The organism is Rhodococcus sp. 06-418-5 (assembly GCF_002258285.1).
GTDB lineage: Bacteria > Actinomycetota > Actinomycetes > Mycobacteriales > Mycobacteriaceae > Rhodococcoides.
Map to the genome: position 1 here is coordinate 13,880 of NZ_NOYE01000020.1, position 26,874 is coordinate 40,753.

Sequence of the window (26,874 nt, forward strand, 5' to 3'; positions counted from 1 at the left end):
CCCCGTAGATGACGCGCAAGGACGAGACGTGGTTTCGCCTCCGAGAGTGGACGCAAGGACAGACCCCATCGGAACGCCTCGCGGCGCACGTCCTCCACGTGGAGGGGTACGAGAACATCGACCCCTCACACCCGCTCGGCGGCAAGGACAGCGGCAAAGACGCCGTCGCCACCAAGGACGGAAAGAGCTGGATCATGGGTGTCTACTTCCCCCGAGGTCAGCAGAAGTTCGCCGCGACCATCAAGAAGAAGTTCACCGACGATTTGGCCGCTGCCAAGAATCACGCCCCGCATGGCTTCGTCTTCGTCACCAACCAGGAAATACTGTTGGCTGAACGAAAGGATCTAGAAGATCTGGGAGACGGAACCGAGATCGAGATCTACCATCTCGAGCGAACCGTGGGTGTCATTGATCGGCCCAACATGGCGCAGATCCGCAAGCAGTACCTCGACATCGAAGCCGGCCCACCTCCCATCGACGTAGCACTGTCCATCGACGGTTCTGCCCGCTACTTTTCCGACGGTGACGCTGCGAGCTCTACGTTGATCGCCGCGATCAGTGATCAGCAAAGACGGGAATTCGACGAGGCAGCCGAGGCGGCACGAAAGGAATCACCGTTCGGTGTCCGACCCTTGAACCTCCCGAACCTCTCAAGCTTGTTGGGAGTCGAGTACGACCCGCAGCCGCGAACGAGAACAGACCTCGACACCCTTCTGGACGAGTGGTCGCAGGACGTGCAAGAAGGCTGGGACGACAGTGAGCAGTACCTGGCAGCCATTGCGTGGCCAGGCACGCGACTGCGGCTACGAAACATCGAACGCGTCTTCCTCAACGACGTCCAAGTCAAGATCACGATCAAGGGTGCGCAAGGTCTCGACTGGGAAGAGCGCGACGCCTTCGACTTCGACGAGTTCATTCCCCCCGTCACGCCACCGAGCACGCCTCTGTTCGACCCATACATTCCACCCCCAGCAATGGACTACAGCACAAGGTTGCAATTCGCGGGCGCTCCCCTTGCATGGGAGAACGTCGACGACGAGACGATCGTCATCACAATCGATCTGCAACACCTGCGCCCCGACGAGACATGGACCAGCGATGACGAACTGCTGATCCTGCGCGCGGTCGACCACACCGCGTCTTCTTTATCCGCCGAGTGGACCGTAACCGCGCAAACCTACGGTGAGTCCTACAGCGGAGAGCCCATCCAGATCCCGGTCGAGGCGGAGTCCGTCAGGGATAACGTTCGTGCGGTGGCTCAAGCTGCACTCGATCGGACCTGACCGAGACAAACTCACCCGACCGGATGCTCTCGGAAGCGAAGCGGGAACGGGTCAATTCAGGTCCGCCGGCCACCTAACGTCTCTGGGCTTCGAGGCGGCGTTGCCGTGCGATCCGCATGCGGTGTGAGGGGTGCGTGTGTGACGGCCACACGGTCGAACGGGAACCGTTCGCGGCGTACACGGCCAAGCACGCCACAACGCCCCTACTGCCGAACAGGCGCGCCGCCACACCGTCGGCGTAGTACTCACGCGGCCAACTCGTCACCATCATCGACACCACGACGGCAACTCCCACGGCCGAGACGAACAGCGGGAACCATACCGACGCATCCAACCCGCCGTCCGACTCACGCGTCCACGACACGAACGCGGCGACGCAACCACCGAGCAGAAGTGCCACCAGAGCGAAGTACGCGAGATAGTAGAGCCGGCGAGCGCGACGAATGTTGGTCAACTCCTCACGGTGACCCAGTTCGTGCGCCAGCAACGCCGACGACGGCAACGACCACGGATCCGGCTCTGCGCTGATCCACCCGTCCGTCACACCCAACGCGTCGGTCCCATGGTGATAGCGCGCACCCATACCCAACGGCCCGGGCAGGAACTCGACGGACGGGGGAGTGGACTGCCCGAGCAACGCGGCGATTTCACCGACACGAGCCACCCACGCCCGGCGATGCTCCTCGGTCGTCGTCGACTGCGGCACCGGTCGACGCGCGGCCATCACCCGCCCTCACTACCCACGCCGCTGGCGGCCACGCGCGAGACCAAGGCACGGGCGGACTCGTCATCGAGCCCCACCATCTCCGCTGCCACGTCGAGACCGCCGACATACGACTGCAACTCGATCAACGCCGCCACCATCGCTTGCTCCGCTGCGACGACTTGAGCTTGCGCAGCCAGAAACGATGCCACCGCCGGGCGAGCCGAGCTCGCCGCATCGGCCACCTTCGCTGCCGCTGCCGCGCGGAGCTGAGTCCGTGTGGAGATCCGATCACCCGACCTACTCATCGCAACACCCACCTCCAACCCAGACGCCAGTCAGACCTCGTCACGGCCCCACAGGCCCTCGCCTGCAGCTCCGTCCTCGTCGCCACACCATTCCACCTCACGAACCCAAGATCAAGCCCTACAGACCTCTTGCATTAAGGATAACGAAAAGATAACAGCAGCTATGATCTGTTGCGTGACCGCGACGATGCACAAGCTGACGGCCGGGGACGGGTACATGTACCTGATCCGGCAGGTCGCTGCGCACGACGCCACCGCACGTGGACGCGACACTCTCGCGGACTACTACTCCTCGAAAGGCGAGTCGCCCGGCCTCTGGATGGGATCGGGGCTACCCACGCTGCGCACCATCGGCGCAGGCGACGAGGTCACCGAAGCGCACATGCTCGCGCTGTTCGGCGAAGGCAAACACCCCGACGCCACCGCCATCGAAGGCAGGCACGCCACCGCCCTCGTCGCCGACGGTGCCAGCAAGAAAGACGCCGCCGCGCTCGCACTGCGAGAGAGCAAGCTGGGCAACCCCTTTCGGATTCACTCCGGCGTCACCGAGTTCCGCAAGGTGGTCGGCGAAGCGTTCACCGAACACAACGCCGCCCTCGGTCTGCCCTCCCACGCGCCGGTCGACGACGACGTCCGCGCGCAGATCCGCACCCGAATCGCCCGCGAGATGTTCGAGACCGAACTCGGCCGCGCACCGCTCGACGACCGCGAACTCAGCGGCTGGGTGGCCAAGAACTCTCGTGCCAAGACCACCGCCGTCGCCGGATACGACGTCACCTTCAGCCCGGTGAAGTCGGTCAGTGCCCTGTGGGCGCTGGCCCCGCGAGAGATGTCCGAGGCGATCGAAGCCGCCCACCATGACGCGGTCAAAGACGCGCTCGACTGGTTCGAGAACAACGCCCTACTCACTCGGCTCGGCACCGATGGTGTGCAGCAGGTCGACACCGAAGGAATGCTCGCCGCCGCCTTCACCCACCGCGACTCCCGCGCGGGCGAGCCCGACCTGCACACCCACGTCGCGATCTCGAACAAGGTGAAAGTCAAAGGGCAGAACAAGTGGCTCGCCATCGACGGCCGGCCACTGCACAAAGCGATGGTCGCGATCTCCGAGACCTACAACACCCGCCTCGAGGGATACCTCCGAGACCGTCTCGGCGTCGACTTCGCCGAACGCGCCGGCACCGACCCCGGCAAACGCCCGATCCGCGAAATCGTAGGCGTCGACGCCGATCTGGCAGCCCGCTGGTCCTCCCGCGCCGGGATGATCGACCTGCGCCGCGGAGAGCTCGCCGCCGAGTTCCAACGCGAACTCGGCCGCGAACCCACACCCACCGAAGCCCGCAAACTCAACCAACGCGCCAACCTCGAAACCCGCGAAGCCAAACACGAACCACGCTCGCTGGCAGAACAACGCACTGCCTGGCGCGCCGAAGCGATCGAAGTCCTCGGAAACGAACGCGCTCTCTCGGAAATGATCCGACGCACCACCCACGACCACGGGCCCGTACGTGAACCCGTCACCGTGGACGCACAGTGGATCGCCGAAAGCGCCGACCACGCCCTGTCGGTGGTCGGGCAGAGCCGCGCCCGCTGGCAGGAGTGGCATGTGCGCGCCGAAGCGGCCCGCATCGTGCGCGCGCACTCGGTCCCGAGCGAGCAGATGGAATACGCCATCACCGCCATCACCGATGCTGCTCTGGACCCGCAGCGATCGGTCGCGTTGGGACCGGACGACGACCTGGACGAGCCGGGGGTATTGCGCCGCAGCAACGGGGCCAGCGTCTACACCACCGAAGGCACGCGCCTCTACACCTGCGAGTCCATCCTCGCCGCCGAAGACCGCCTCGTGCAAGCCGCGCAACTGGGCGGAGGACGCAGCGTCGACCCGCTCACCGTCGACCTCGCGTTGCTCGAACACGCCGCCAACAAATTCGATCTCAACACCTCCCAAGCACAGATGGTCCGGGAGCTCGCCACCTCCGGGCAACGCCTCCAGCTCGCCCTCGCACCCGCCGGCACCGGCAAGACCACCGCCATGGCCGTACTGCGGAGCAGCTGGGAAGCAGAAGGGGGCCACGTCCTCGGTCTGGCACCGACCGCCGCCGCAGCCTCCGCCCTCGAACAAGACCTCGACGCAACCACCGACACCCTCGGCAAACTCGTCGATACACTCTGCGAGCTCGACGACGCCGCACCCGGCGAGGTCGTGACAGTCCCGGACTGGTTCGACAGCATCGACCACCGTTCCCTCGTCGTCATCGACGAAGCCGGCATGGCCTCGACCGCCGACCTCGACCTGGCCGTGCAGTTCGTCCTCGACCGCGGTGGCAGCGTCCGTCTGGTCGGAGACGATCAACAGCTCGCCTCCGTCGCCGCCGGCGGAGTGCTCCGCGACATCGCCACCACCACCGGGGCGATCACCCTCACCGACGTCGTCCGATTCAAGGACAACGCCGAAGGCCTCGCCTCCCTGGACCTGCGGGCCGGAAACGCCGAAGCCATCGGCTTCTACATCGACAACAACCGAGTCCACGTCGGAGATCTCGTCGCCGCCGAAGACCAGGCCTACTCGGCATGGCAACGCGACATCGAAAACGGCCTCGACGCGGTCATGCTCGCCCCCACCCGGGACACGGTCCGCACCCTCAACGAACGCGCCCGTATCGATCGCCTCGCTGCGACGGGCAAGACCATCATCGGCCGCGAGGTCACCTTGGCCGACGGACTGCACGCCTCGGTCGGTGACGTCATCACCACCCGCCGCAACGATCGACGACTCGTCATCGGTGCCACCGACTTCGTCCGCAACGGCAACCGGTGGACCGTCGAGGAGACGAACGCCGACGGCAGCCTGAAAGTCCGCCGCATCGGAGACGGTCGTGTGGTGACCCTGCCCGCCGACTACGTCAGCGAGAAGGTCACCCTCGGATACGCCCGCACCATTCACGGCGCGCAGGGCATCACGGCCGACACCTGCCACACCGTCCTGAGCGGACGCGAGACCCGGCAGCTCGCCTACGTCGCCGCTACCCGTGGCCGCAGCGAGAACCACCTGTACTTCGGGTCCGCCCTCGACGGCGACGAACACTCAATCATCACCCCTGAAGCCGTCACACCGCAAACGGCTGTGGACCTGTTCACCCGCATCCTCGGCCGAGACGGCGCGCAGGAATCGGCCACCACCGCCGCCCGCCGACTCGCAGACCCCGCCGAGCGACTCCCGATCGCCGCAGCGGCCTACGACGATGCCGTCGGCACCGCCGCAGAACAGGTCCTCGGCGACGACGAGATGGAGCGCATCGATGCCGAAGCGGACAAGGTCGTCCCCGGCGTCACCGACGCTGCAGCATGGCCCGTGCTGCGCAAGCACCTGGCCATCCGCGCAGTCGGGGGAACCGACCCAATCGCCGCACTCGCCCGCGCCGCCAGCCACCGCGAACTCGACACCGCCGTCGACGTCGCCGCCGTCCTGGACTGGAGGCTCGACCCGAGCGGAGAGCATTCCGCCGGCAGCGGCCCCCTGCCGTGGCTGCCCGCCATCCCTCCAGCCCTTCGTGCAGACCCGACGTGGAGCAACTACCTCACCGCCCGCGCAGAACTGGTCGACACCCTCTCGACGGCGGTCGACGAACGAGCCCGCGGCTGGACCAGCGAGACCGCGCCGGTCTGGGCCCGGCCCTTCCTCGAACACCCGGACCTGCTCGCGGACCTCGCCGTGTGGCGCGCTGCGCGCACAGTCGACGACATCGACCTCCGGCCCACCGGTCCCGCGCAGTTCGCGGCCGCACACAAACGGCAGCAGAACCGGCTCGACAAGAGGGCAGCAGCGGTCATCGGCTCGCCCGATGCCGCCACCAACGCCTGGAGAGCGCTCGCCCAGAAGATCGAGCCGCGGATCCTCACCGATCCGTTCTGGCCGGTGCTCGCACTCCGGCTGACCACCGCCCGCCGCGCCGGTCTCGACGTCCCCGCTCTGCTGCGTTCGGTCACCGGGGACCGCCCACTACCCGACGAGATGCCCGCCGCAGCCCTGTGGTGGCGGCTCTCGCGCACCCTGAGCCCGGCAGCTCTGGACTCCACGACACTGTCCAAGCACCTCGCACCGCACTGGACGCCGGCCCTCGACGTCGTGTTCGGCGAGGAGACCGCGCGCACGATCCGCAGCGATCACGCATGGCCCTCCCTCGTCGCCGCGGTCGACAACGCGCCCATCGACTGGGAGCCGCAGCAGATCCTGGCCTTCACCGACGAGCTGCTCACCCAGGCCCGCGACGTCGACGACGAACTACGCCCCGACGAGCTCACCCAAGCGTTGGCGTGGCGGATCACCGCCCTGAGCCATCACGAGTTCACCCACCACGACTTCCCAGCCGTCGAACACGCACTGGTCGACCCTGCTGAGGACGAGGCAGCAGCAACCGTCGCCGGAAAAATCGACCCGTACGAGTCGACCCCCGCCACCACGCAGAGCCACGCCCCCGAGACCACCACCGCAACCGTCACCGGGACCGGCCCGGTGTTCGAGGCCGGCTTCGACGACTACTACCCCGAGCTGAGCGACGCGGACCTGCCTCCCGACCCGGAGTCCGACCTGCCGCCACCGGACTTCGAGTACGACACCGGGGCCGACTGGGACATGCTCGCGGAGTCGATGGACTCCCTGCGCATGGTCCGCCCCGAACACGAAGACATCGCACCCGCTGCCCGGGTGGCCGCGCTGCACGCCGAGCTCGCGGACGCACGCACCCGCAGCAACGATCTGTGGCGCGCGTACCTCGACGAACGAGGCCCCGCGATGACCGCTGCGATCCCCATGATCGTCGATGTCCGCAGCCGCGCCGACGCCCTGCGCCCGCTGTACTTCGCCGCACAGGACGCGCACGCCCGGTGGCTGGAGACGACCCGCGAACTCGAAACCACCGACGCTCGATGCCGAGACCTGGCGCGAGCTGCAGCAGCCGCGACCAAGGACGGCCGCGACGACGACGCACTCCACGCCCAGGCCGACCTCGCCCTGGTCGAGATACTGCGCGAGCACGCGCACGCCACCGAACGCGATGCCCACCAGCTCTGGCAGCGGGCACAGGCCGACCTCGAGACCGCAGCCGGGGGACCCGGCAACATCGTGACCACCGCCGATGCCGACGTCATCCGCGACACGGCAGCCAGCATCGACCAGATGTCGGTCGACGACGCCCGCGCCACCGTTCGCGCACTCGAAGGCGAGATCATGCGCGCGGAAATGCACGAGGCCCACCACGATGCCCCCGCCGTCGCCGAACACACCCCCCTGCCGCCGGCACGCTCGCCCGAGCCGGACAGTCGCGGCCAGGTCGCCGTCCTCACCAAGCCCGACGTCGACCGTGCAAGCCCCACCGTCGCACCGAAAAAGCCTGCGCAGAATCGCAGTACACCGGCTCGATCCGGCCGCACCACAGCGCGCCTTGCTCTGTCGGATCCAGCGTTCGCGGCGGTCGAGCCCTCCCGAGATCCCCGTGCACTCACCACCGAGTCCGTCGATTCGGAACTCCCGGCATCCGAAGCGTCGGCGATGCCCGACTCCGAGCCGGACCTGCACGGGACATCGCTTCCCGACGAGAGCGCCCCACCGGTGCCGAGCAGTGTCAGCACTGAGGCAACTGCTACTGCCGAACCGACAGAGACCACAGTCGATCCGGACCTGATCGAGGAACGCATCGCCGAAGGAACCAAGGCCATGAAGACCGCAACACCCGAGCTCAAAGCCAAGATCAAACAGACCACGCTCAGTCAACGGCTCAATCCCAGCGAGAGCGGGGCCGCGACGTTGGCTCGCTACCGCGCAGAACTCGAACGCCGCGCCGCCCTCACGCAGGGCGAACGCGCCGCCGAAGACGCGGTACGCGAACGACTACGCAAACAGCAGGCAAAGGGAAGCAAGGGACCGCACCGAGAGCCCGAGAGCGGCCCACGAAAGGACCGTGGCCATGAACTGTGAGCACCGAATGAAGGACGGACGACGATGGACGAGCCCGACCAGTCGAACGGCCGCACCGATCCGGTGTGCCGCATGGGTAGATTTTTCGCTTTCACCACACACCGAGCGGGGGCGCAGCGACCATGGCGCGTGACGACCAGGATCAACCGTCCCTGTTTTCGATCGGAGAGGGGACCGACGATGTCGGAACCGGAGATGAACGTGGATCTGCGGATCCGCGACGAAGTGCGCAGGATCTGGGGGGAGTGGATCGGACTCGATCCGGACCTGCCCGAGGCCGTACGCGAGGAACAGATCGAACGCGAAGCGGCACGACTGACCCAACTGGTGGAGGAAACGGTGGGGGACAGCGCCCACGGCTTCCTGATGGATCGGTGGCGGGCCGAGAACCCGGGAGTGACACCGGACTACCCCACGACCGTGGCGTTGATGACCACGGCCTGGCACTCGGCACGATCGAAGATCCTCGAGGAACACCTGTACCCGCAGGTGACCGAGGAGATCTACCAACGGGTGATCTCCACGGACGCAGTGATCGAGGAAGAGCGCCGAGCGCACCTGCAGAGCGCGCAGAACAAGGGCGACGAGATGCGTTGGACGACACTGTCGGTGGACATCTCGCCGCTGGCGAGCCGGATCGTGGACCGGGTGTGGATGGACCGCCCGGGTCGATTCCTGCTGCTCGCCCAGGCGCTGATCCAGCAACGACTCGACGACAACCAGCCGACGCCGACCACAGCGAGCGATCCGATCGCCGCGGAGCTCGAAACGTTGATCCTCGACGAGATGGACCGGACGCCGGGCGCGACTCCCTTCTGACCCTTCGGGCGCAGTGGGTCGACGCCCACACGGCCACCGCCGACATTCTGCACCGAGGAGGCCGTCTCAGGCAGCACCTCGACAACGCCGAGCGCGCGCTCGAACGCGCACGCCAGCAAGACAACCGCGACGGCATCGAGGCACTGACACAGCGGATCTCGGACCTGTCCTACCGGCGCACCCGACTGCTCGCCGACTACGAGCGCGCCCGCGCGGCCGAAGGGCAGCTCGGCAACGCCCTGCGCGCCGCCGGGATCGATCCCGCCTCGATCAACCACAGCGCCGTCGCCCGCGCCGACGCCGCGCAACGCCGCACGCCGCCGACCTGGGCCAACGACCCCGCCACCGGACGCCAACTCGACACCCTGCGCACGCTGCTCGCCCGATCCGGACTACCCGCCGACACCGTCGACGCGCGCCTGACCAAAGCCGAGGCCGACCGCTCCATCAAGGCCATCCTCGCCAGCGAGCTGCCACTGCTGCGCAGCACCGACGAGGCAGCGCCGCCGGCACCCCCGCAGGCGTCGGCACACGAGGTACTCACCGAGCGCATCCGCGCCGCCGTCCTCGCCGACGCGGATCTGACCGTCTCGGCTCAGGCGTCATCGAACACCTTCGCCCAGTTCCAGTCGTGGGCTCTGGCACGGACGAAAACGGTCATGCTCGACGCCCTCGTGGGCATCGACGACACCGACACCGCGCTCACCGGCGCCGCACAATCGCTGTTGGCCGATCCTGCCCGCCTCGACGCACTTCCCCACGAGCTGGTCGACCTGCTCTGGCAGACCCACCACCGGGCACTCGAGGCAGACCCCACAGAGCCGGACACCACAGGGCCAGAGACCACCGACGAAGCTGCACGTCAGCACCTCGCCCAGAACGAGCTCGACAATGCCGCCACTGCTGCGATCGTCGACTTCGACGATCGCGGCCGCCGGGCCTACGACCCGCGCGCGCCCTTCGCCGCGCCCGATCCCTCCGCCGACCCCGTCGTCGGCGCAGCACTCGAATCCCTGCCCTCCGACAGCGTCGACGCCACACAGATCCGCGCCGACTTCATCCACGGCTACACCACCGCCGCCAGCACCGATGCTGCCAGGCACGCCGCTGCGGCCACCGAAACATCGCTTCCCGCCGACGATTCCGCCGACACCGCCACACCCCGCGAGATACACGCTGCGCCGGTCGAGGTGCCCCAGTACGAGACCGGAGAACCCCTCACCAGCCCGTTGTGGCGCAGCAACAGTCTCATCGCCGCCAAACGCCCCGACGGCTCCACCGTCTACATCAGCGCCGACACCGCCCGCCGCTATGCCGCCGTCTCCGACACCGTCACGCTAGAACCCGAACCCCAGACCACGACCGAACCGGAAGCGACGCCCGAACCCGAGACCGCCACCGAACCTGCCGGCGTCGACGCGGGCGAACCGAGCCGGGAACCGTTAGGTGGCGGGATCGACTCCGCCGACGACTCAGCCCGACATGCTTCTCCCGCAGTCGATTTTGTTCTCGGCACGCACGTTCTCGTCCCATCCGGAGCCAAAGCCCGAGCCCGCGTCAACCTCGACGCCCTCGCCATCGTCCAGCGGTTGGCCACCGAGTCCCGCCCCGCCGCAGCTACCGAGCAAGACACCCTCGCTCGCTGGTCCGGATGGGGCGGCGTGCCGCAGATATTCGACACCGCCAAGACCGAATGGGAGCCCGAGCGCGAGGAACTGCGCACCCTGCTCAGCGCCCCGGACTACGCCGCAGCCCGCCTGAGCACCGTCAACGCCCACTACACCGACCCCGCCATCGCCTCCGCCCTCTGGCGCGCCGTCGAACGCGCCGGTCTGCCCGAGGGTGCCCGCGTCCTCGAACCAGGCTGCGGCAGTGGACACTTCGTCGGTCTCGCCCCCACCGGAACGAAGATGGTCGGCGTCGAACTCGACCCCATCACCGCAGCGATCGCCCATCACCTCTATCCGAACCAGCACATCCGCAACCACGGATTCGAGGCAGCGTTCGCCGCCGACGGCACCTTCACCGCAACCATCGGCAACGTCCCGTTCGGTGACTATCCGGTCTACGACGACATTCACAACCCCAACAGTCGCTCGATCCACAACCACTTCATCATCAAATCCCTGCACCTGACCGCCCCCGGCGGGTACGTCGCGGTCATTACCAGCACGTTCACCTCCGATTCGGTGCGCCCGGCCGCGCGGCGCGAGATCGCCGCCCTGGGTGACCTCGTCGGCGGCGTCCGGCTACCGTCGGCCGCGCATCGTCGCCAGGCCGCCACCGACGTGCTCACCGACGTGCTGATCTTTCGCAGGCGAGAGCCGGGCCGCGAGGCCACCGAACAGACCACGCTGTGGACTGAGGTCGCCCAAGTCACCCTTCCCACTGGGAACGGAGACAGCACCGCACCGGCCCACCTGAACCGGTACTTCAACCGGCACCGAGACCGCATCCTGGGCACCGTCGAAGTCGGTTCCGGAATGTACGGCTCGACCACGATGAAAGTCGTTGCTCCGCAATCGCAATCCATACCAGCCCTGCTGACGCGGGCGCTGGAGAACATCGTCGACGACGCCCTGGACTCGGGCCTGGCGATGACCGCTTCGGCTCCGGATCGAACCCAGCATCACGAGCTCGATACCGCAGGCCTGCACACCGACTCCGGGACAGATACCGGAACCATCCCCGGCACACTGCGATTCGACGCCCATAGCTCCCGGTGGGAGCAGTACCAGGTCGGTGCCGGATGGGTTCTCACCCCCGCCAAGGGCCGCGAGATCAACGATCAGTGGCAACGACTGCTCGCCATGGGCGATACCGTCCTGGACATCGGTGACAGCGCGCGCGCCGCAGACTCGACCCCCGAACACCGACAAGACCTGCGCGAGAAGCTCGATCGGCAATACACCGACTACACCAACCGATACGGCTTCATCAACCGGTTCAAGTGGACCAACCACGCCACCGAGAACAGCCCCGAGAAGACCGCCGAGAACTTCACCGCCCTCGAAGCGCAGTGGCGCATCGACGCAGCCGGGCAGGCCGCCCTCGATCGAGGGGTGGACCCCGACGACCTCGCAGACCTCGATCTACCCCCCTACGGGGGTGAGATGCCCACCGAGGTCACCGAAGCACTGCTGGAGAAGGCACGCACACCGCCGCAAGGGCCCCGCAAGAGCCGCCACCACCTGCAAGGGGCCATCAGCTACGACCCCCGCATGGCGATGGTCCGCTCGCTCGAACTCTTCGACGACGAGACCGAGCAGGGCACCAAGACCTCGATCTTCGATACCGACGTCACCTTCACCACCGAACGCGCCACCAGCGCCGCCGGCATCGACGAAGCGATCGCCATCGCCTTCGACGAACGCGGCAGCATCGACCCCGAACGGGTGGCCGAGCTGCTCGATACCGACGTCGAGGACGTACTCGACCGAGCCCGAGGCAAGATCTACCCCTCACTCACCGATCCGAGTACCTACGAGGTCGCCGGCCAATTCCTCGCCGGCGACGTCCGCAGCAAACTCGCCCGCGCCCGCGTCGCCGAAGCCGAGAACCCCGACGTCTACACCGGCGTCGTCGACGCCCTCGAAGCCGTCGTGCCACCCGACGCCGACCCCGCGCGCATCGGTGTGCGCCCCGGCGCGGAATGGGTCGGAGTCGACAACCACAAGCAGTTCCTGGTCCAGGAGTTCGGGATCGACCCCGACGAGCTGACCGTCTCGTACGCCGCGGTCAACGCGACCTGGCAGTTCGAGACCAGCTCGGCCCCGAACTGGGACGACCCGCAAGGCTACGAGGACCCGTGGGGCATCGCCGGCCGCTACTCCGGACTCGAGCTGTTCACCGCGATCGCAAATAACAAGCCCGTCGAAGTGCTCAAGACCGAGAGCGAGCTCGACCGCGAGCCCAAACCGCGATTCCACCCCAAACACACCACCGACCTGCGCAATCGCGCCGTTCGGCTGGAAGAGAAGTTCGTGCAGTGGCTCTGGTCCGATCCGGCCCGCTACGAGCACCTCACCGAGGTATACAACGGGCGGTTCAACCGGTTCGTCAAACCCCAGTTCGCCACCGAGCACAAGCAGTACCCGGGCCTGAACCCCAACTACATTCCGTACTACTACCAGTGCCAAGCCGAACAACGTCTGACTCACGGGGAGACGATCCTGCTCGATCACTGCGTCGGATCGGGCAAGACCCTCACCATCACCATCAGCTGCATGGAGATGCGCCGACTCGGACACAAACGCCAGCCGTGGGTGGTCGTGCCGAACCACCTCGTCGACCAGTGGGCCGCCGAGGTTCGCGATGCCTACCCGGCCGCGAAAGTGCTCGTCGGCGGCGACCTGTCCGGGCCCCGCGACCGGCAACGCTTTATCGGCCAAACCGCCGTGACCGACTGGGACATGGTCATCGTCCCCGAATCGGTGATGAAGCTGATCGCCGTCAGCAAAGACACCGAGCTCGCCTACATCGAGACCCGCATGATGGAACTACGTGAAGGCCTCGAACGCGCCAAGGAGACCGGCGGTGAGCACACCGTCAAACAGATCGAACGTGTTCTCAAACGCGAACAAGCCAAACAGCAGAAACTGGTGTCCTCCAAAGCATCCGACACCGGTCTGACATTCGAGCAGTCCGGCTGCGACTTCCTGTGGGTCGACGAGGCGCACTACTACAAGAACCTCGCCCGCACCTCCAACTCCGCCGACCTGTCCCTGCCCGACGGATCGCAACGCGCCTCCGACCTGGAGATGAAAGCGCGCTGGCTACGCGACCGCGCCATCCTGCGCAACGTCGAATCCGGGCAACCCGACGCCCCCGCGAAAGCGATCGCCTTCGCCACCGGAACACCGGTGAGCAACTCCCTGTCCGAGCTGTGGGTGATGAACCGCTACCTGCGCCCCGATCTGCTCGACGCCGCCGGCATCGGCCACATCGACGCCTGGGCACAGACATTCGCCAAACAGCGCACCACCGTCGAAATGAACATCACCGGTACCTCACTGCGGCCGATCTCGCGGATGGCCGAGTACCAGAACCTGCGGCAACTGATCGCCATGGTCGACCAGTTCCGCGACGTGGTCACCGAGGACCAGATCCCCGTCGAGTTGCCGCGAATGCGCACCGGCAAGCCGCTGGTCGTCGAATTCGACCTCGCACCGCAGGTCCGAGACTTCATGTTCGATCTCGACGAACGCATGGCCGCGACCTCCGGACGCAGCATGGACGTCGACAACGCGTTGAAGATCTCCAACGACGGCCGCAACGCCTCCCTGCATCCGACGTTAGCGAAACTGCCCGAACCGGAACCCGAACACGACCGGGTCGCCGTCGCAGCGGATCTGCTCTGGAACACCCACCTCGAGCACCGCGACCTGTTCACCCCCGCCGACCGGCACGGCCCCGACGCCCGCGGGGTGTTCCAGATGGTCTTTTGCGACCGCGGCACCCCCAAGGCCGGCGGGGCGGGGGACAAGAGCCTCTACGCTCGCCTGCGAGAAGCGTTGGTGGACAGAGGAATGGAGCGATCGGAGGTCGTGTTCATTCACGACTACCCGACACCGAAACAGAAGCAGCAGCTCTTCGCCGACTGCCGCGTCGGCAAGGTTCGCGTGCTGATCGGTTCGACACCCAAGCTCGGCACCGGGGTCAACGCCCAACGCCTACTCAAGCAGCTCATCTCCCTCGATCCCGCGTGGACCGCAGCCGACATGCAGCAGCGGTTCGGGCGCATCATCCGGCAGGGCAACGTCCACCGCGAGGTCGACGTGGTCAACATCGTCGCCCGACGGTCCTACGACGCCACTATGTGGCAGATCATCGAACGCAAAGCCCACTCCGTCCAGCAGCTACGCGGAGGCGAGATCCCGGACACGATGGAAGACGTCGGCGGCGACATCGCCCTGTCGGCCGCGCAGACCAAGGCCGCCGCCACCGGCGACCCCGTCTACGTCCGCGCGATCGAGCAGCAGGCGCACGTCGACGCGCTCGAATCCGAACAGACCATGATCGCCAACGCGAACGCCTCCCGCCGCGCGGCCATCGACCGCCTCGACCGCGCCGCCCAGCGCCTCGACGCCGACATGCCCACTGTCGAGGCCAATGCCGACCGCGCTGCAGCGTGGCTCGACATCGACGACCGCGCCGAGAAGATGATCACTATCGATCAACGGACCGCCGCCGACGACGACACCGAATCGCTCGTCGACGCGCTGCAGAACGTCCTGCAGACCACCTACATCGACATGCGAGCGGTCAAGAGCGGACGACCGAGCGAGTTCGCGGAGATCGCCGGCGTTGCGATTGCCGGCACCTACCGCCCGGTCAACGACCAGCTCGAACTGTCTATACCAGCAGGCCCGAAACGGTACGTCGAGCACCGCAAGCTCACTGAAGCGATGTCCAGTGCCACCGCCGCACGCGGGATCCTTCAGCAGATGCGCAACATGATCAAAGAGCTGCCCGTGCGTGCGACCGCAGCTCATGCCGACCGCGCGCACATCGCCGGGAGACTGACCGAGCTCACTTCGCAGGAGGACCGAACCTTCACGCGCACCGACGAACTCGCCCAGGCCCGCTATGTGCTTGCCGAACTCAAAGCGGACGTCAACGCCCGGGAGAACTCGCCCGAAGCGCTCACCGAGCGAGGCCGCGATCTCGACCGGCGCCGATCGCAAGGGCTGTACCCGAAATGGAGCCTCGACCTCAACCCCACCCCCGCACACGCCGACACCCAACACAGCAGCCGCGCAGCACTCGTCGAGTCCGTCCCCGAGCGAATGCAGGCCTTCGCCGAAAAGTGGGCCGCAGCCCAAGCCGAGCGAGAAGCACGCCGCGCCGACGACCCGTGGAAGCCGAAATCGCCTGACGGGTCGCGCTTTCAACGCGGAGCGGACCGCGACAGCGGCGCACCAGGAGCGGCGATCCAGTGGACCGACCGCACCTGGCACTGGACCGCATGGACCGGACCCGGCACCACGACCTCCGGATTCGAAGAACGCCGCGACGCCGCGCGCTACGCCGCCGACGATGCGATGCGGAAGCTCGACGCGGAGCCGGAATCGAACAGCGAAAACTCGGCCGGAGCAGAACGCTCCTCAGAGGTCGGTTCGTCGCCGTCGCTCAAATCCATGCTCAATCGGCAGAAGGCGAAGCCCCGTGCGCAGGACCGGCCGAACCCGAATGTCGATCCGGGCCGAGACCGGGGCCCTGAACTGTGAACAGTGGCGAAACGAGAAGGGGATCTGAATTGATGCCAGACGGCCCGGTTCGCCCGCTTCCACGCAGGAAAACGCTGGACGAGCAAGCTGCCGATTTCCGGCGGTGGGCAGCGCGCTGCGATGCGATCGACCAGCTTCGTCGCCAACTCGACGAGGAGCTACCCAACTCATCACGCTTTGCGCGAGACATCGAGCTGTTCAAGGACGTCATTGGGCAGCACCTCGGCAGAGCGTGGGTCATGGCCAACGCGCAGTTCCATGCCGACGAAAAGCCGGGTAACGGGGCGAAATACTTGCGTAGGGACGCTCCGCTCGACGTAGCCACGGCGGCTCAGCATTACCTGCGGCTACATGAACTCGCTAGCCGTCTCTTCGAGTTCAGCGACGAGGACTTCTACGAACGAATGTGCGCAAATCTGTCGAGGAGAGACCTCGAAGGGGCTGCCTTCGAGGCCGACGTAGTGCGAATGCTGGTCAGCATGCCGAGGTTGCTGATCGATTTACGGGGGGAGCGGAACGTCAAGGGCGACGACTACGACATTGACGTTTGGTTTCGCGTACCCGATCTCAAGTGGTCGATCGAAGTGAAAACGAAGCAAGATGAGGGTCCCTACTCGAAGAACGGTCTGCTGAACACAATCCGAGGTGCGCGGAGACAACTACCTGTTGGTGGGACCGGCTCCATTTTCCTGAAGTTGCCGCACGCATGGGCTACCGATGCGCGATATCAGGCAGAGGCGGCCGAAGTGTTCGAGTCTTTTTTCGGCAGCACCTCGCGTGTACAAGCAGTTGTCACCGTGTGGGATGTGTTCACCCACGACCCGGAGAACGAGAAATCGTGGGGCTGGGAGCCCGCTCGGTGCGTTTTCCGATCGTCGAAGATCGACCGGATGCTCGACGAGTTGCTCGATCACTACGAACGGCTGTGGGGGCAGCGAGTCGATCTCGCAGCACCTACTGCTCCGTTTTGATCCGAACGCTGAAAGCGGTGAAGTGCCCGGCGGCATATCTAGACGTCAACTGCGGTGTGGAAGGGGGATGCCAGCGGGGTCTTGGGCGCGCCCGGCCTGACACGACAAACTACATCTGCGTTGTTCCACCCGAGAAGCGCGCAGTCTGACATGGTCATTTGAGGGACACTTACCGCGTGGGCCAGGGTTCGAAATGAAGAACCCCCACGGCCTAGCTGCCGCGGGGGGAACTCCATGTATTTTCACGAGGGACCTTGTCCTCGTATCTGCTGTGATATTAGCAAAGAAGGAGCCGCATGCCAAAGCGTGAGACCATCATTGCGGTCAACCGACTGATCCACCCAGTTCGTATGGCCCCCTACCAGGCAAAATGTGGGAACGATCCGCATAAAGCTTTGGAGCTGTACAAGTGGAATCTCGCGATGTCAGCAGCGTTTCAGCCCGTTCTAGCGGTGACCGAGGTCGCTCTGCGTAACGCAATCGACGCGCAGTTGAGGATCTGGAACCGCAAACAGGTCGAGCCACGCAGCGGAACCCAGTGCAGCCCCGATTGGCTGATCGATCCAGCGAAACCACTGAACTCGATGACCAGAGGCGCGCGGAGAACAGCAAAGAAGCACGCCGACGAGGCCGACCTTGCCCGTCATGCCACTCATCCTCGCCGGGGTGCGGCCGTCTCACACGATGACCTGCTCGCACAGCTCACTTTCGGTATGTGGCCAAAGCTACTGCCGACAAGCGACCGAACCGACACGAACTACGTCGCGCGGCAGGTTCTGTGGAATCAGGCCTTGCGGCACTCCTTTCCGCACGCTGTCAACGACGCCAAGGGCGTAGTCATCTCCTCGCGTGCGCAGAGGCTCCACGGACTACGAAATCGGGTGTCCCACATGGAACCTCTACTTTCTGTCAACATCACAGCCAGGCACAATGACGCGCTCCGTCTCTTGGGCACCATCAGCCCCGAAGTGCGAGATTGGTGCGCAGGTCTAAGTCGAGTCATCGAGGTGAAGCGTCGCTGCCCGGTCGAACTCTAGGTCTCGAAGGCGCGGGAGCTCTCACTAGAAGTTACGGGCATCGACGAACACGATTTGGCGGTGTTCCTCCACGACGTCGCTGAAGTCGAAATCAGCCGGCACTACCTCGCCGTCGGGAGCTGCGACAAAACGTTCCTTGTCCCCACTCCAGAACGTCGCCAGCGACTGCTGCGAACCACCATCGAACTCTGCCGCAGCGATCTGAAGTAGTTCGAGCATCTCATCGTGGGTGTAGGTCTGACCGTCGTTGATGAGCCACCTCGGTATCCGCACCAGTTGAGGCCAGTCCCCTCGGCCACACCGGCCAAGGATGTCCCAGAAGTCCGACCAACCAACGAACGACGGTGTTGACCCGCCCGCGTTCGGCCACTCCACGCGCGGCATTCCGCGGGCGCTCACTCGGACTCTGGCCAACACCTTCGTTTTGGGGTCGCCGCGCTGCGGATTCACTGCCGCATGGACCTGTTCAGTGGTCAGAACGACCATCCAATGACCGAACCACTGCGGTGATCCACTGCGTTTGAACGCCCCTTCGGTCACCTCGTAACCCGCATGTTGCGCATCTTCCCGGAGGGTACCTCGCCAGTAAGGCAGCGGGAACACATAGAAGGGCTGCAGAGCGAGCGCCTGACTCCGATAGTTCTGAAGCTGCTCGAGGTCGATCCGTACGTCGTGGCGACCTGTGTTGATGAGGGTGGAGGTCTTCACTTCGAGCTGTATCGCTTTGCCCGGTCGAATGGGAAGTGAGCGGACGTCGATGTCTTCGCCGCGGGTCGGCCACCAGAGCGCTGCGCTTCCCGCGTACCGGTTGGCGATGTACTGGCTGATCCAGTGTTCGAGCGTCTTCTCTGGAACGGTTACGACCATTGCGCGACGCTAACAGCCAGTAGGGAAAGTTGATTGGGAAGCGCCCGCGCGGTGCAACAGACGCAGGCGATACTTCGATGATGGCGACTAATACCGGAATCGGATTCAAGTGCCGGCGGGTCGCGCAAAGCCTGGTCGCTGTCGTCACGAAACACATGGGGACTTTGGCGATTGCCGCAGGTGCTGTAGGCGTCGTGCTGTCCGTTGTGGCCGTGTTCTGGGGCTGGTCGGTCGGCGCGGTGGGGTCGGCAGCAGCGTGGGTAGGTGCGATCCTCACCGCAGCGGCAGTGTCGGTAGCACTGTTCACGAACAGAACGGACCGAACATTCACGGTCAACCGCCAAGCGGCCCGGGCCGTGGCGGATCTCTGGGCAGCGGTAGTTGCAGTCCGCCGACCACTGTCGGCATTCGACGCCGTCGCTCGGCATCAGGGAGGGCTCGACAAAGGAATCCCGTCCTCCGAGCTCGAGCTGCTGTCTAAAGATGTGCAGCAAGCTCTTACCGACGTCGAAGCTGCAGCCTTCTACGCGCGCCTCGTTCTCGATGAAGGGCACATGCTCAGCTACGTCGAGTCTGTCGCCGGCCTGCTGAATCAGCTGCGCACGTACTTCGAGGACGGGGGCGATCGACCTCCCAGCGCGTACACCCCGCGTCCACCGGGCTTTCCCGATATCAAGTTCAGTGTCGAAGACTGGCTTGACGAGCTCGACAGACAACTGAGGCTGGTCATGGCTGTCGAACAAACCTTCGTCGACGGCGTACGTCACTACTACCCAGTTAGCTCTGGTCAGGTGGCATCGGCCCGGAAAGAAGACCCCGAGGATCTCGGTATGCACGCCTACATCCGGGTCAAAGGAGAGCGGCACGCCCAATCCTCCCGGAAGTTCGAGACACCACCGCAGTCATGGCGGACACGATGGAGAAAGAAACCGCCACAGCAGCCGTGGCGGACGCGTTGGCGGTAGATGCGCATCAAGCAAGACCATTTGCGATAACGCAAGCAATGTCCTTCCTTAACGCATCCGCTGTGTTAGCGTTCGAGAATGTCGTCCACCCTCATCTCGACCGCACAGGCCGCGGGCATGCTCGGCGTAAGCTCGGCTCGAATCCGCCAGCTCACCCTCGATGGAGCGATCACCGGCCGGGTCATCGGCCCGCGAACCATGCTCTACGACATCGGCGAGATCGAGGTGTACAAAAGGGCTACTCGCGGCCATGACTCGGCCTCAGGGGTGGCCACCACCGCCACACCCGCTACATCACCGCTGCCGCTCGTCGTCGACATCATCACCACGATCGGGGCGGGCCGCGGTGATGACTCCGAGCAAGTGCACCTACGGATCTGGCGCTCTTCGACGCGGACGGTAGTCCTGACCGGCCCCGTAGCAGGCTCGAGTGGTTTCTCGGGATGGCGGTTCGAGAGTTACGTACTGCCGGCCGTGGCAGCGACCTACCTCGACGGGGACTACCTGGGGGCCTACTGGATCAACACATACTGCAACGACATCACGGGGATCAAGGCGTACAACCATGTCTTCGTCACCCGGGCGGACGAGCATATGCCTCGACCTTCATGGTGGGACACGTTGAGGGGCAGAGCCACTCGCGATCTCGATCAGATGGTCGACACGACGCTCATCGAGCTGGATGAGCCGATGGCGACCATCGACGCACTCGTAGGTCAGACAGTGCGGCATTTCCCGACCAACGAGCTCGCCACACCGGAGAACATCGCCCAACTTGCCGCCACGAATGCACCCGTTCCGGTCGTTGTCGATGCTCCGGAGATTCGCCCACTCGCTGAGGCGATGGTGACACTGCGGCGGTCTCAGCAACACCCTCGCTATGACGATCCCACCAGCGAAATAGCCTTGCGCACGATGTGGGAACGCCTCGACATGATCCTGGAGAACGACGAAACCCATCGTGAGCCGCAATGGCGGAGCGCGATGCGCCACGGGGGCAGTGCGTTCGACACCGACCACTGTGCGATCGACCCTACTGTCGATAATCTCGACGACCTCGACTGGCGACCGCTGTCCGGCCCACCCGACCCAACCGTGGACGAATTGCGTTCCTGCTGGTCAGGTTTGGGTGTCTGGCTCAGCGCAGTCGGTGAGTACGCCGTCGACGACGGGCACCGAAACAAGGAGCTTGCGAAGGCTCTCGAGACCGCGATGAACACCGTCTACAACGTCTATCGGCTGCGGTCCTACCAAAGCGACGAACCAGTGCAGCCGCTTCCTCCCTACCCGGCGACCGAACCCACCAGGTTCGACGTCTCCCCGGTGCTCGACGAGTACTGGCGTCACGGGACCGAAGGTGTCCACGACTGTGCGGAGCTCCGCAGGCTCAGTAAGGCAGTCAATCTCCTGGAAGCAGAACCGCGGTTTCGTACCGCAGCCGACGGTACCTTGATGGCGCGCTACCGAAATTCCTACAACGAGCTCGATCGCATGATCATCATGTGGCCGTGGTTCGCTCATGCCGTCGATCGCATTCCCGATGGCACCCACATCGTCGCCAGCTCTACCGGATCCGGGCACACCGCAGTGTTTCTCCGCGAGCCCGACGGTCCGCTGAAACCAATGCCGAGACCCGAAGAGAACCGGTTCAACGGATGGAGTTTCGGCTATGGGAGCGGACCGACCCCGCTCGGTCGCGACATCGGCCGGCTTCTCGAAGCCAGCGACGGCATCACGATCCGAACTTTCGGTTACGGGGTACGCGAACGATTGATCGATCACGCGGTAACCACCGGAGACGAAGCCTCGCTGGACATCTCGATCGATCAACTACGGACATTGATAGCCGCTACCCCCGAAGATGTCGACGACACGATCTGAGCTGGCCGACGGACCTTCGAAACGGGCCACCGCTTTCAGAGCGTTGCTGCAGTCGTATCGGGGCCCCTGCGGTCAGCCTGCCGTAACGGTGAACGCTTTTTGTCCGACTGTGCCCGTCAGTTCGTCTGTCACGGTGATCGTGTACGTCCCGAAAACAGTGATGCCCTCGGAGTTGTCGCCGCCGCTGAAGGGACCGCCGGGCTGCTTCGAGCACTGGGCACTGCGCTGAACGGGAAAGTCCTCGGGCCCGGTGACCTGCATGGTGATCTGACATGCGTCTGTCTTCACTTCGGCCCCGTTCGTCGTTCCAGTCCACCCGTAACCGAGACCGAATTTGCCCGTGCCCGAGGTCGCATAGAGGTCCGGTCCGAGCTTTTCTCCGGCGAGCACCTTGATGTAGACGTCGAGGTGGTCGACGACCGTCGCCGCTGCCGGTGCAGCGGGCGCTGACGACTGCGTGGTCGTCCGGGGTGGCGTAGTCACTGAGGTTGTCGTGGGTCCAGCGGTTGTCGTCGACAGTGCGGTCGCCTGGGCCATGGTGACTGTGGTGGTCGAGCCAGGGTCTAGAGCTTGCGTCTCTTCCGACCCGAAGAGGTCCTTGACCTGCCCTGGGATGCCCAGTAGTTGACTCACTGCCGCGATGATCCCCAATGCGAGTGCGATGCCGCCCACCCAGTTGCGGCCTTTGTGTGATGGGTGCCCCGGTGTTGTCATCGATTGTTGCCCCTCCCTGTTTCGTGCGCTGACAATAGCGCTCGACCGGCAGTATCGGCCCGGCAACAAGAATCGAGAACGTCGAGGGGTTGCCCAGCTGAGTGGGGTGTCAGTTGGGAACGGTTCGCCCGTGGCACGGCGGTCCCCAGAGGCCAGCACCGCCGTCTTGTGCTGTCGATTGCGCGGCAACGATATTCGCCGCTTCGGAGAGCTGCTGGCCCTTGTATGTGTAGGCGCGGGCCATTCCCGCACCAGCGGCGACGATGCTGTAATTGCTACCGTCCGGGAGGACGACGTACCGCAGGGCGCGACCGTACCGGTCGGTGGCGTCCGCCACCGGGTCGGAGATGAGCGTGACGGCCCTGTGGTCGAGCTGTTGGCGTGCCCAGACACTGGCTTCCGGCCCCCAGCACTGCACGTCGGTGTCGGGGTTGACTGTCTCGGGAGTGTCGATCCCGAGAATGCGGACCCGGATCGGCTCGCCACCGGTGGCCAGGCGCACCTCGATCGTGTCCCCGTCGACCACTCGCTCGACCACCCCAGAAGATTCCGATCCGGACGCGGTGGTCGACCGTGCGTCATCAGGGATACATCCCGTCAGAATGGCCACCGACACGCAAGCGGTGACCACGGCGATAAGGCTTCCGATCGACAGCGCTACGACGAGGGTGATGATCGCCCACCATCCCTGCGCCACAGCATCGTTGGCGGCGTCACGTCTGCCGCTATCGGTCGAGACACTCGCCGCAGAGGACAGCACCCACTCGGCGACGGGTATCGACCAGGCGAGCCACCAGATGATCGCCGTCAAGGCGATCGATGCCCGTAGTCGGTGCCGGTCGCCAGGCGTAGCCGGGCGCTCGAATGCGGGTGCAGGTGCTGTTCTCATGGGGAGGCCTTCGGTGTCAGGTGTTGCTTGTCAGGGGGTCAGATGCTTCGGTGCCTGCCAGCCCTCCGGTGGGTAGGCGATGAGCAGAGTGCCATGGCCAGGCCAGCTCCCGTCGATGTCGGCGTTGCTCATCGGTCCCGATTCACCATCGAGAAGCACCCGCATCTGCGGGTCGCAGTGCCGAAGCCACCAGCTCGACATCGCCGCCGGATCGTCGGGCGAACTGCGTGCCTCCTCGAACGCCCACCACAAGGCCTTGAGCCGCGACACGACCTCCTGGTGTTGCCACCAGCGCCGATCCCAGGACAGTCCACGGCCGGGTTTGTCGTCGATCTTGCGGTTGATGACGTGGCTGAGGTACTTCTCCACGAAGTCTTCGAGCCGCAGAAACGCCGGGGCCGGTAGCTCGTCGGCGTCCTCCCCGATCGGCACCGGATGCTCATGAGGAAGGTCTGCCAGATCGTCCGCGACCCAGCCTGCGGGAACCGGCTCGCACGTCAGAGGTCCGTAGCCGCCCCAGGTGCCGGTGTCGTCGGCACCGCTCATCGGCCCGGTGACGCCGTCGAGGAGCATCCGCAGGTGAGGTTCGCAATGCTCGACCCACCATCCCGACATCGCCGACCGGTCCTCGACCGCACGGCGGGCAGATTCCCAGGCCCACCACAGAGCGGTCAGGCGGGCGACCGCTTCGCCATGCCGCCACCACCGGGCATCCCAGGTCAGCCCGTGGCCAGGTCGGTCACTGATCCGACGCTGAATCACTCGTGCGAGGTAATGCTGAACCCAGTCCTCGACCGACTCGTACGCGGGCTCGACCTCCGGTTCGGCGTCGAGATCCAGTTCCTCGTCGAGGTCGAATTCATCGTCCATCGATGCTCACCGCCGATCGGTTCCAGTCCTCGAGCTCGTACTCGTCGACGTCGTCGTGGTCCGGTTCGTAGTCGATGTTGAACGGACCGTCGAGCAGTTCTTTCGCCTGCTCGGCGGATCCGCTGTAGTCGATGATGGACTGGGTGATCATCTCGGCGTCGTCGGTTTCGGTCCACCAGACTTTCTTGATCAGAACGGGCGGATTCTCCGGAAAGACCACGATGGCACGGTATTTCGAGAGGGATGCTAATTCGTTGATAGGGAGTATGGGCCGTTCCTGCCAGCTTTGCGACGTACTGCGGCTTCCTTGGCCGTTGCTGCGGGTGGTCGATTGCACCTCGTGCGAACCGATCTGCTCGGACAGATCGCTGAGGTACTGCTTGTCCTTGATGTTGCCGCCGTAGAAATGCACGGCACCGGCAATCATCGAATCGAACTCGTCGCGGCCCCACACCCGCGCACCCTGCTGTGGCGACTGCAGAATCGCGATCGGGATGATTCCACGGCCACCGAAATGCGAGTACTGGTCAGGCAACTGACGGAGTAGCACGGTGTTCGCGGCCTCGTCGAGAACGGCAACCAGCGGAACGTCGAGCCGGCCTCCCTGAGTGCGAATGGTGGGCTGCCACATCCTGGTCGGCCACCACCGCGGCATCTGCTTGTCGTAGGTGCGAGCCGGGGTCCGTGAGGCCAGCGCGGTCGCTTCGTCGAAGATCTGCCCCACCAAAGCGGTGGTGAGCGGTGCCGCCGAATCCGGACCCTCGAGCGAGAGTGCATAGAGGGTGTCGGTACTGGCCACGAACGCCCGCGGATCGAACTCGAGGCGATCGTGCAGCGGCTCCTCGTACCGCGTGTTCACGCGCGGGGCCACGGTCTTGTCCGTCGCGTCTACCTCGATGATCGCCCGCGCAGGCGGTGTGACGGCCTGGGCGTACTCGTCGTCGGACAGGATGTCGAGGAATCTGCGCGCCATGTCGAACAGGCCGTCGCGCTGGCGATCGGTCAGGCCCTGCGCCTCACGGACTCGGGCCGCGGCGCGTTTCTTGTCGAACGCATCGAGGATCTGTGCGGGGGTGCTGTCCTGATCGCGGCCGAGCCAACTCACCGCGTGCAGAAGATCACCGCCGGCCGACGCCGCAGCCAGGCAGTAGAGGGCGAGCAACTCTTGAGCTCCACCGTCGAAGTAACCGTCGGTCTTGGCGTCCTTCTTCGTCGACGCGGACACGAAGAAGGAGGCGAGCTTGCGGGCCTGAGCAAGGGTGGTGACGTGCTTGAGCGGGTTCCACCAGAACGTGAGCTGCACCGATCCGCTGACCGCCTGCAGATCGAACACCCACACCCGCCCGTACCGTTCGCGTCCGAGGCGCGTCGCGGCGTACAGGTCGGGCTTGTTGCTGGTCACGATCGTGGCCCCCGGTGCTGCCAAGGTCGCGCGCACCGCAAGAGCGACGGTCTTTCCCATTCGGGTGCCGGCCAGGGCGACCATGACCATTTCCCACGACAGGTACACCGGCTTGTTCCCCAACACGGTCACACCGATCAGAAATCCCCACGACCGGGGGTCGGTCCTGTCGAACTGGGGGGTCAGACGGTGCGATTCCTTCGGGGAGACGCCGCGAAGCTTGTTCGGTGCCACCATCGTGCGCGCGGCTCGGTCGACATCGGCGCGTCCCTTCGATCGCCGGACCGCGATAGGCAGGGAGACTGCGATGATCGCCACCACCAGTGCCACGGCGATGGCCGTCGACTGCCACGGCCAGGGGCGTTGGCCGGTGAAGGACTCGAATACCCCCTGAATGGGATTGCCGCTGGGGTCGCCGCCGGCGAGGAACGTTCCTGCCCACCAGGACAAGACGAGGGTGACTACCACGGCCAGGCCGATGCAGAGCAGCACCGCCTGCAGAAGGTTCTCCTGCGATCGTGCGCCGGTTCCGGATCTACGTGTCTGCGCCATCAGAGCGCCTTCCCTGCGATCGGGTCCTGGATGAGGGTGTCGGCTTTCCGTTTGCGGGATGCAGGGCCGAAAGGAACACCTTTGCGAAGTCCGATCACACCGACCATTCCCACCGTGAAGAGTGGAGTCAGGTACGCCATTGATGCCCAATAGCCGGGCGCGTCGAGGGCTGTCCGTGCCGTGGCCGTTGCACCGGTGAGAACCGCGACTGTGAACGACGTCGCCACGATCCGTGCCCCCGGACGACGGAGCAACCAGAGAGGAGCAGTGAGGGCCCAGATCGACAGCGCCGCAACCAGTGTGATCACGGCGAGCGTCATGCAGGAGATCAACGAATGAAACAGTGCGATGTGATCGGTTCCGGAAATCACGATGCTCGGATCCGAATGAATGATGCCTCTTGTCAT

The 26,874-nt window shown here is 65.2% G+C and carries 15 protein-coding genes; 7 read left to right on the forward strand and 8 right to left on the reverse strand.

The window, feature by feature from the left end; translation table 11 throughout:
* Nucleotides 1-8 precede the first annotated feature (8 nt).
* Complete coding sequence (locus tag CH274_RS17805) at nt 9-1,283, forward strand: hypothetical protein (protein WP_094658360.1); 1,275 nt, start codon at nt 9-11, stop codon at nt 1,281-1,283.
* A 73-nt stretch (nt 1,284-1,356) separates the two neighbouring features.
* Here CH274_RS17805 and CH274_RS17810 read toward each other — a convergent pair whose 3' ends face one another.
* Nucleotides 1,357-2,007, reverse strand: a complete 651-nt coding sequence (locus tag CH274_RS17810; RefSeq protein WP_143546602.1) for a M48 family metalloprotease — start codon at nt 2,005-2,007, stop codon at nt 1,357-1,359.
* Nucleotides 2,007-2,294, reverse strand: a complete 288-nt coding sequence (locus tag CH274_RS17815; RefSeq protein ID WP_143546444.1) for a hypothetical protein — start codon at nt 2,292-2,294, stop codon at nt 2,007-2,009. The genes CH274_RS17810 and CH274_RS17815 overlap by 1 nt, the downstream gene beginning before the upstream one ends.
* Before the next feature lie 175 nt (nt 2,295-2,469).
* On the opposite strand from CH274_RS17815, the gene mobF reads away from it, so the two are divergent.
* The 4 genes from mobF (at nt 2,470) to CH274_RS29765 (ending at nt 18,327) form a co-directional block, all read left to right on the forward strand.
* The gene (gene mobF, locus CH274_RS17820; RefSeq protein ID WP_179275796.1) at nt 2,470-8,271 is read left to right on the forward strand and encodes a MobF family relaxase; all 5,802 of its coding nucleotides are present in this window, start codon (nt 2,470-2,472) and stop codon (nt 8,269-8,271) included.
* Between the two features lie 650 nt (nt 8,272-8,921).
* A complete protein-coding gene (locus tag CH274_RS30080; protein ID WP_094658364.1) occupies nt 8,922-16,319 on the forward strand; it encodes a DEAD/DEAH box helicase family protein in 7,398 nt (2,465 codons plus the stop codon).
* A 32-nt stretch (nt 16,320-16,351) separates the two neighbouring features.
* Entirely contained in the window at nt 16,352-17,290 is a 939-nt protein-coding gene (locus CH274_RS17830) for a hypothetical protein (RefSeq protein WP_143546603.1), read from the forward strand.
* A 296-nt stretch (nt 17,291-17,586) separates the two neighbouring features.
* The gene (locus CH274_RS29765; RefSeq protein WP_094658366.1) at nt 17,587-18,327 is read left to right on the forward strand and encodes a hypothetical protein; all 741 of its coding nucleotides are present in this window, start codon (nt 17,587-17,589) and stop codon (nt 18,325-18,327) included.
* Between the two features lie 24 nt (nt 18,328-18,351).
* Here the strand turns inward: CH274_RS29765 and CH274_RS17840 are convergent, their stop codons facing one another.
* The gene (locus CH274_RS17840) at nt 18,352-19,194 is read right to left on the reverse strand and encodes a hypothetical protein (protein WP_094658367.1); all 843 of its coding nucleotides are present in this window, start codon (nt 19,192-19,194) and stop codon (nt 18,352-18,354) included.
* A 77-nt stretch (nt 19,195-19,271) separates the two neighbouring features.
* Here CH274_RS17840 and CH274_RS17845 point away from each other — a divergent pair, with 77 nt between their 5' ends.
* Nucleotides 19,272-20,159, forward strand: coding sequence for a hypothetical protein (locus CH274_RS17845; RefSeq protein WP_143546604.1), 888 nt, complete (start codon nt 19,272-19,274; stop codon nt 20,157-20,159).
* Nucleotides 20,160-20,237: 78 nt separating this feature from the next.
* Entirely contained in the window at nt 20,238-22,040 is a 1,803-nt protein-coding gene (locus CH274_RS17850; protein WP_094658369.1) for a hypothetical protein, read from the forward strand.
* 72 nt (nt 22,041-22,112) lie between these two features.
* Here CH274_RS17850 and CH274_RS17855 read toward each other — a convergent pair whose 3' ends face one another.
* From CH274_RS17855 to CH274_RS17875, 5 genes are all read right to left on the reverse strand, one after another.
* Entirely contained in the window at nt 22,113-22,754 is a 642-nt protein-coding gene (locus tag CH274_RS17855) for a hypothetical protein (RefSeq protein WP_143546605.1), read from the reverse strand.
* A gap of 109 nt (nt 22,755-22,863) precedes the next feature.
* Nucleotides 22,864-23,643, reverse strand: a complete 780-nt coding sequence (locus tag CH274_RS17860; RefSeq protein ID WP_094658371.1) for a thermonuclease family protein — start codon at nt 23,641-23,643, stop codon at nt 22,864-22,866.
* Between the two features lie 30 nt (nt 23,644-23,673).
* Complete coding sequence (locus tag CH274_RS29310; protein ID WP_179275797.1) at nt 23,674-24,513, reverse strand: DUF4913 domain-containing protein; 840 nt, start codon at nt 24,511-24,513, stop codon at nt 23,674-23,676.
* Nucleotides 24,503-26,467, reverse strand: a complete 1,965-nt coding sequence (locus CH274_RS17870; protein ID WP_094658372.1) for a TraM recognition domain-containing protein — start codon at nt 26,465-26,467, stop codon at nt 24,503-24,505. Before CH274_RS17870 ends, CH274_RS29310 begins: the two co-directional genes overlap by 11 nt.
* Nucleotides 26,467-26,874 (reverse strand): hypothetical protein, encoded by a 408-nt coding sequence (locus CH274_RS17875; RefSeq protein WP_143546606.1) that lies wholly within the window; start codon nt 26,872-26,874, stop codon nt 26,467-26,469. Before CH274_RS17875 ends, CH274_RS17870 begins: the two co-directional genes overlap by 1 nt.

Coding starts and splice junctions, on each gene's coding strand:
- CH274_RS17805 (WP_094658360.1), top strand. CDS start 9: ATGACGCGCAAGGACGAGACGTGGTTTCGCCTCCGAGAGTGGACGCAA.
- CH274_RS17810 (WP_143546602.1), bottom strand. CDS start 2,007: ATGGCCGCGCGTCGACCGGTGCCGCAGTCGACGACGACCGAGGAGCAT.
- CH274_RS17815 (WP_143546444.1), bottom strand. CDS start 2,294: ATGAGTAGGTCGGGTGATCGGATCTCCACACGGACTCAGCTCCGCGCG.
- CH274_RS17830 (WP_143546603.1), top strand. CDS start 16,352: ATGCCAGACGGCCCGGTTCGCCCGCTTCCACGCAGGAAAACGCTGGAC.
- CH274_RS29765 (WP_094658366.1), top strand. CDS start 17,587: ATGCCAAAGCGTGAGACCATCATTGCGGTCAACCGACTGATCCACCCA.
- CH274_RS17840 (WP_094658367.1), bottom strand. CDS start 19,194: ATGGTCGTAACCGTTCCAGAGAAGACGCTCGAACACTGGATCAGCCAG.
- CH274_RS17845 (WP_143546604.1), top strand. CDS start 19,272: ATGATGGCGACTAATACCGGAATCGGATTCAAGTGCCGGCGGGTCGCG.
- CH274_RS17850 (WP_094658369.1), top strand. CDS start 20,238: ATGTCGTCCACCCTCATCTCGACCGCACAGGCCGCGGGCATGCTCGGC.
- CH274_RS17855 (WP_143546605.1), bottom strand. CDS start 22,754: ATGACAACACCGGGGCACCCATCACACAAAGGCCGCAACTGGGTGGGC.
- CH274_RS17860 (WP_094658371.1), bottom strand. CDS start 23,643: ATGAGAACAGCACCTGCACCCGCATTCGAGCGCCCGGCTACGCCTGGC.
- CH274_RS29310 (WP_179275797.1), bottom strand. CDS start 24,513: ATGGACGATGAATTCGACCTCGACGAGGAACTGGATCTCGACGCCGAA.
- CH274_RS17870 (WP_094658372.1), bottom strand. CDS start 26,467: ATGGCGCAGACACGTAGATCCGGAACCGGCGCACGATCGCAGGAGAAC.
- CH274_RS17875 (WP_143546606.1), bottom strand. CDS start 26,874: ATGACAAGAGGCATCATTCATTCGGATCCGAGCATCGTGATTTCCGGA.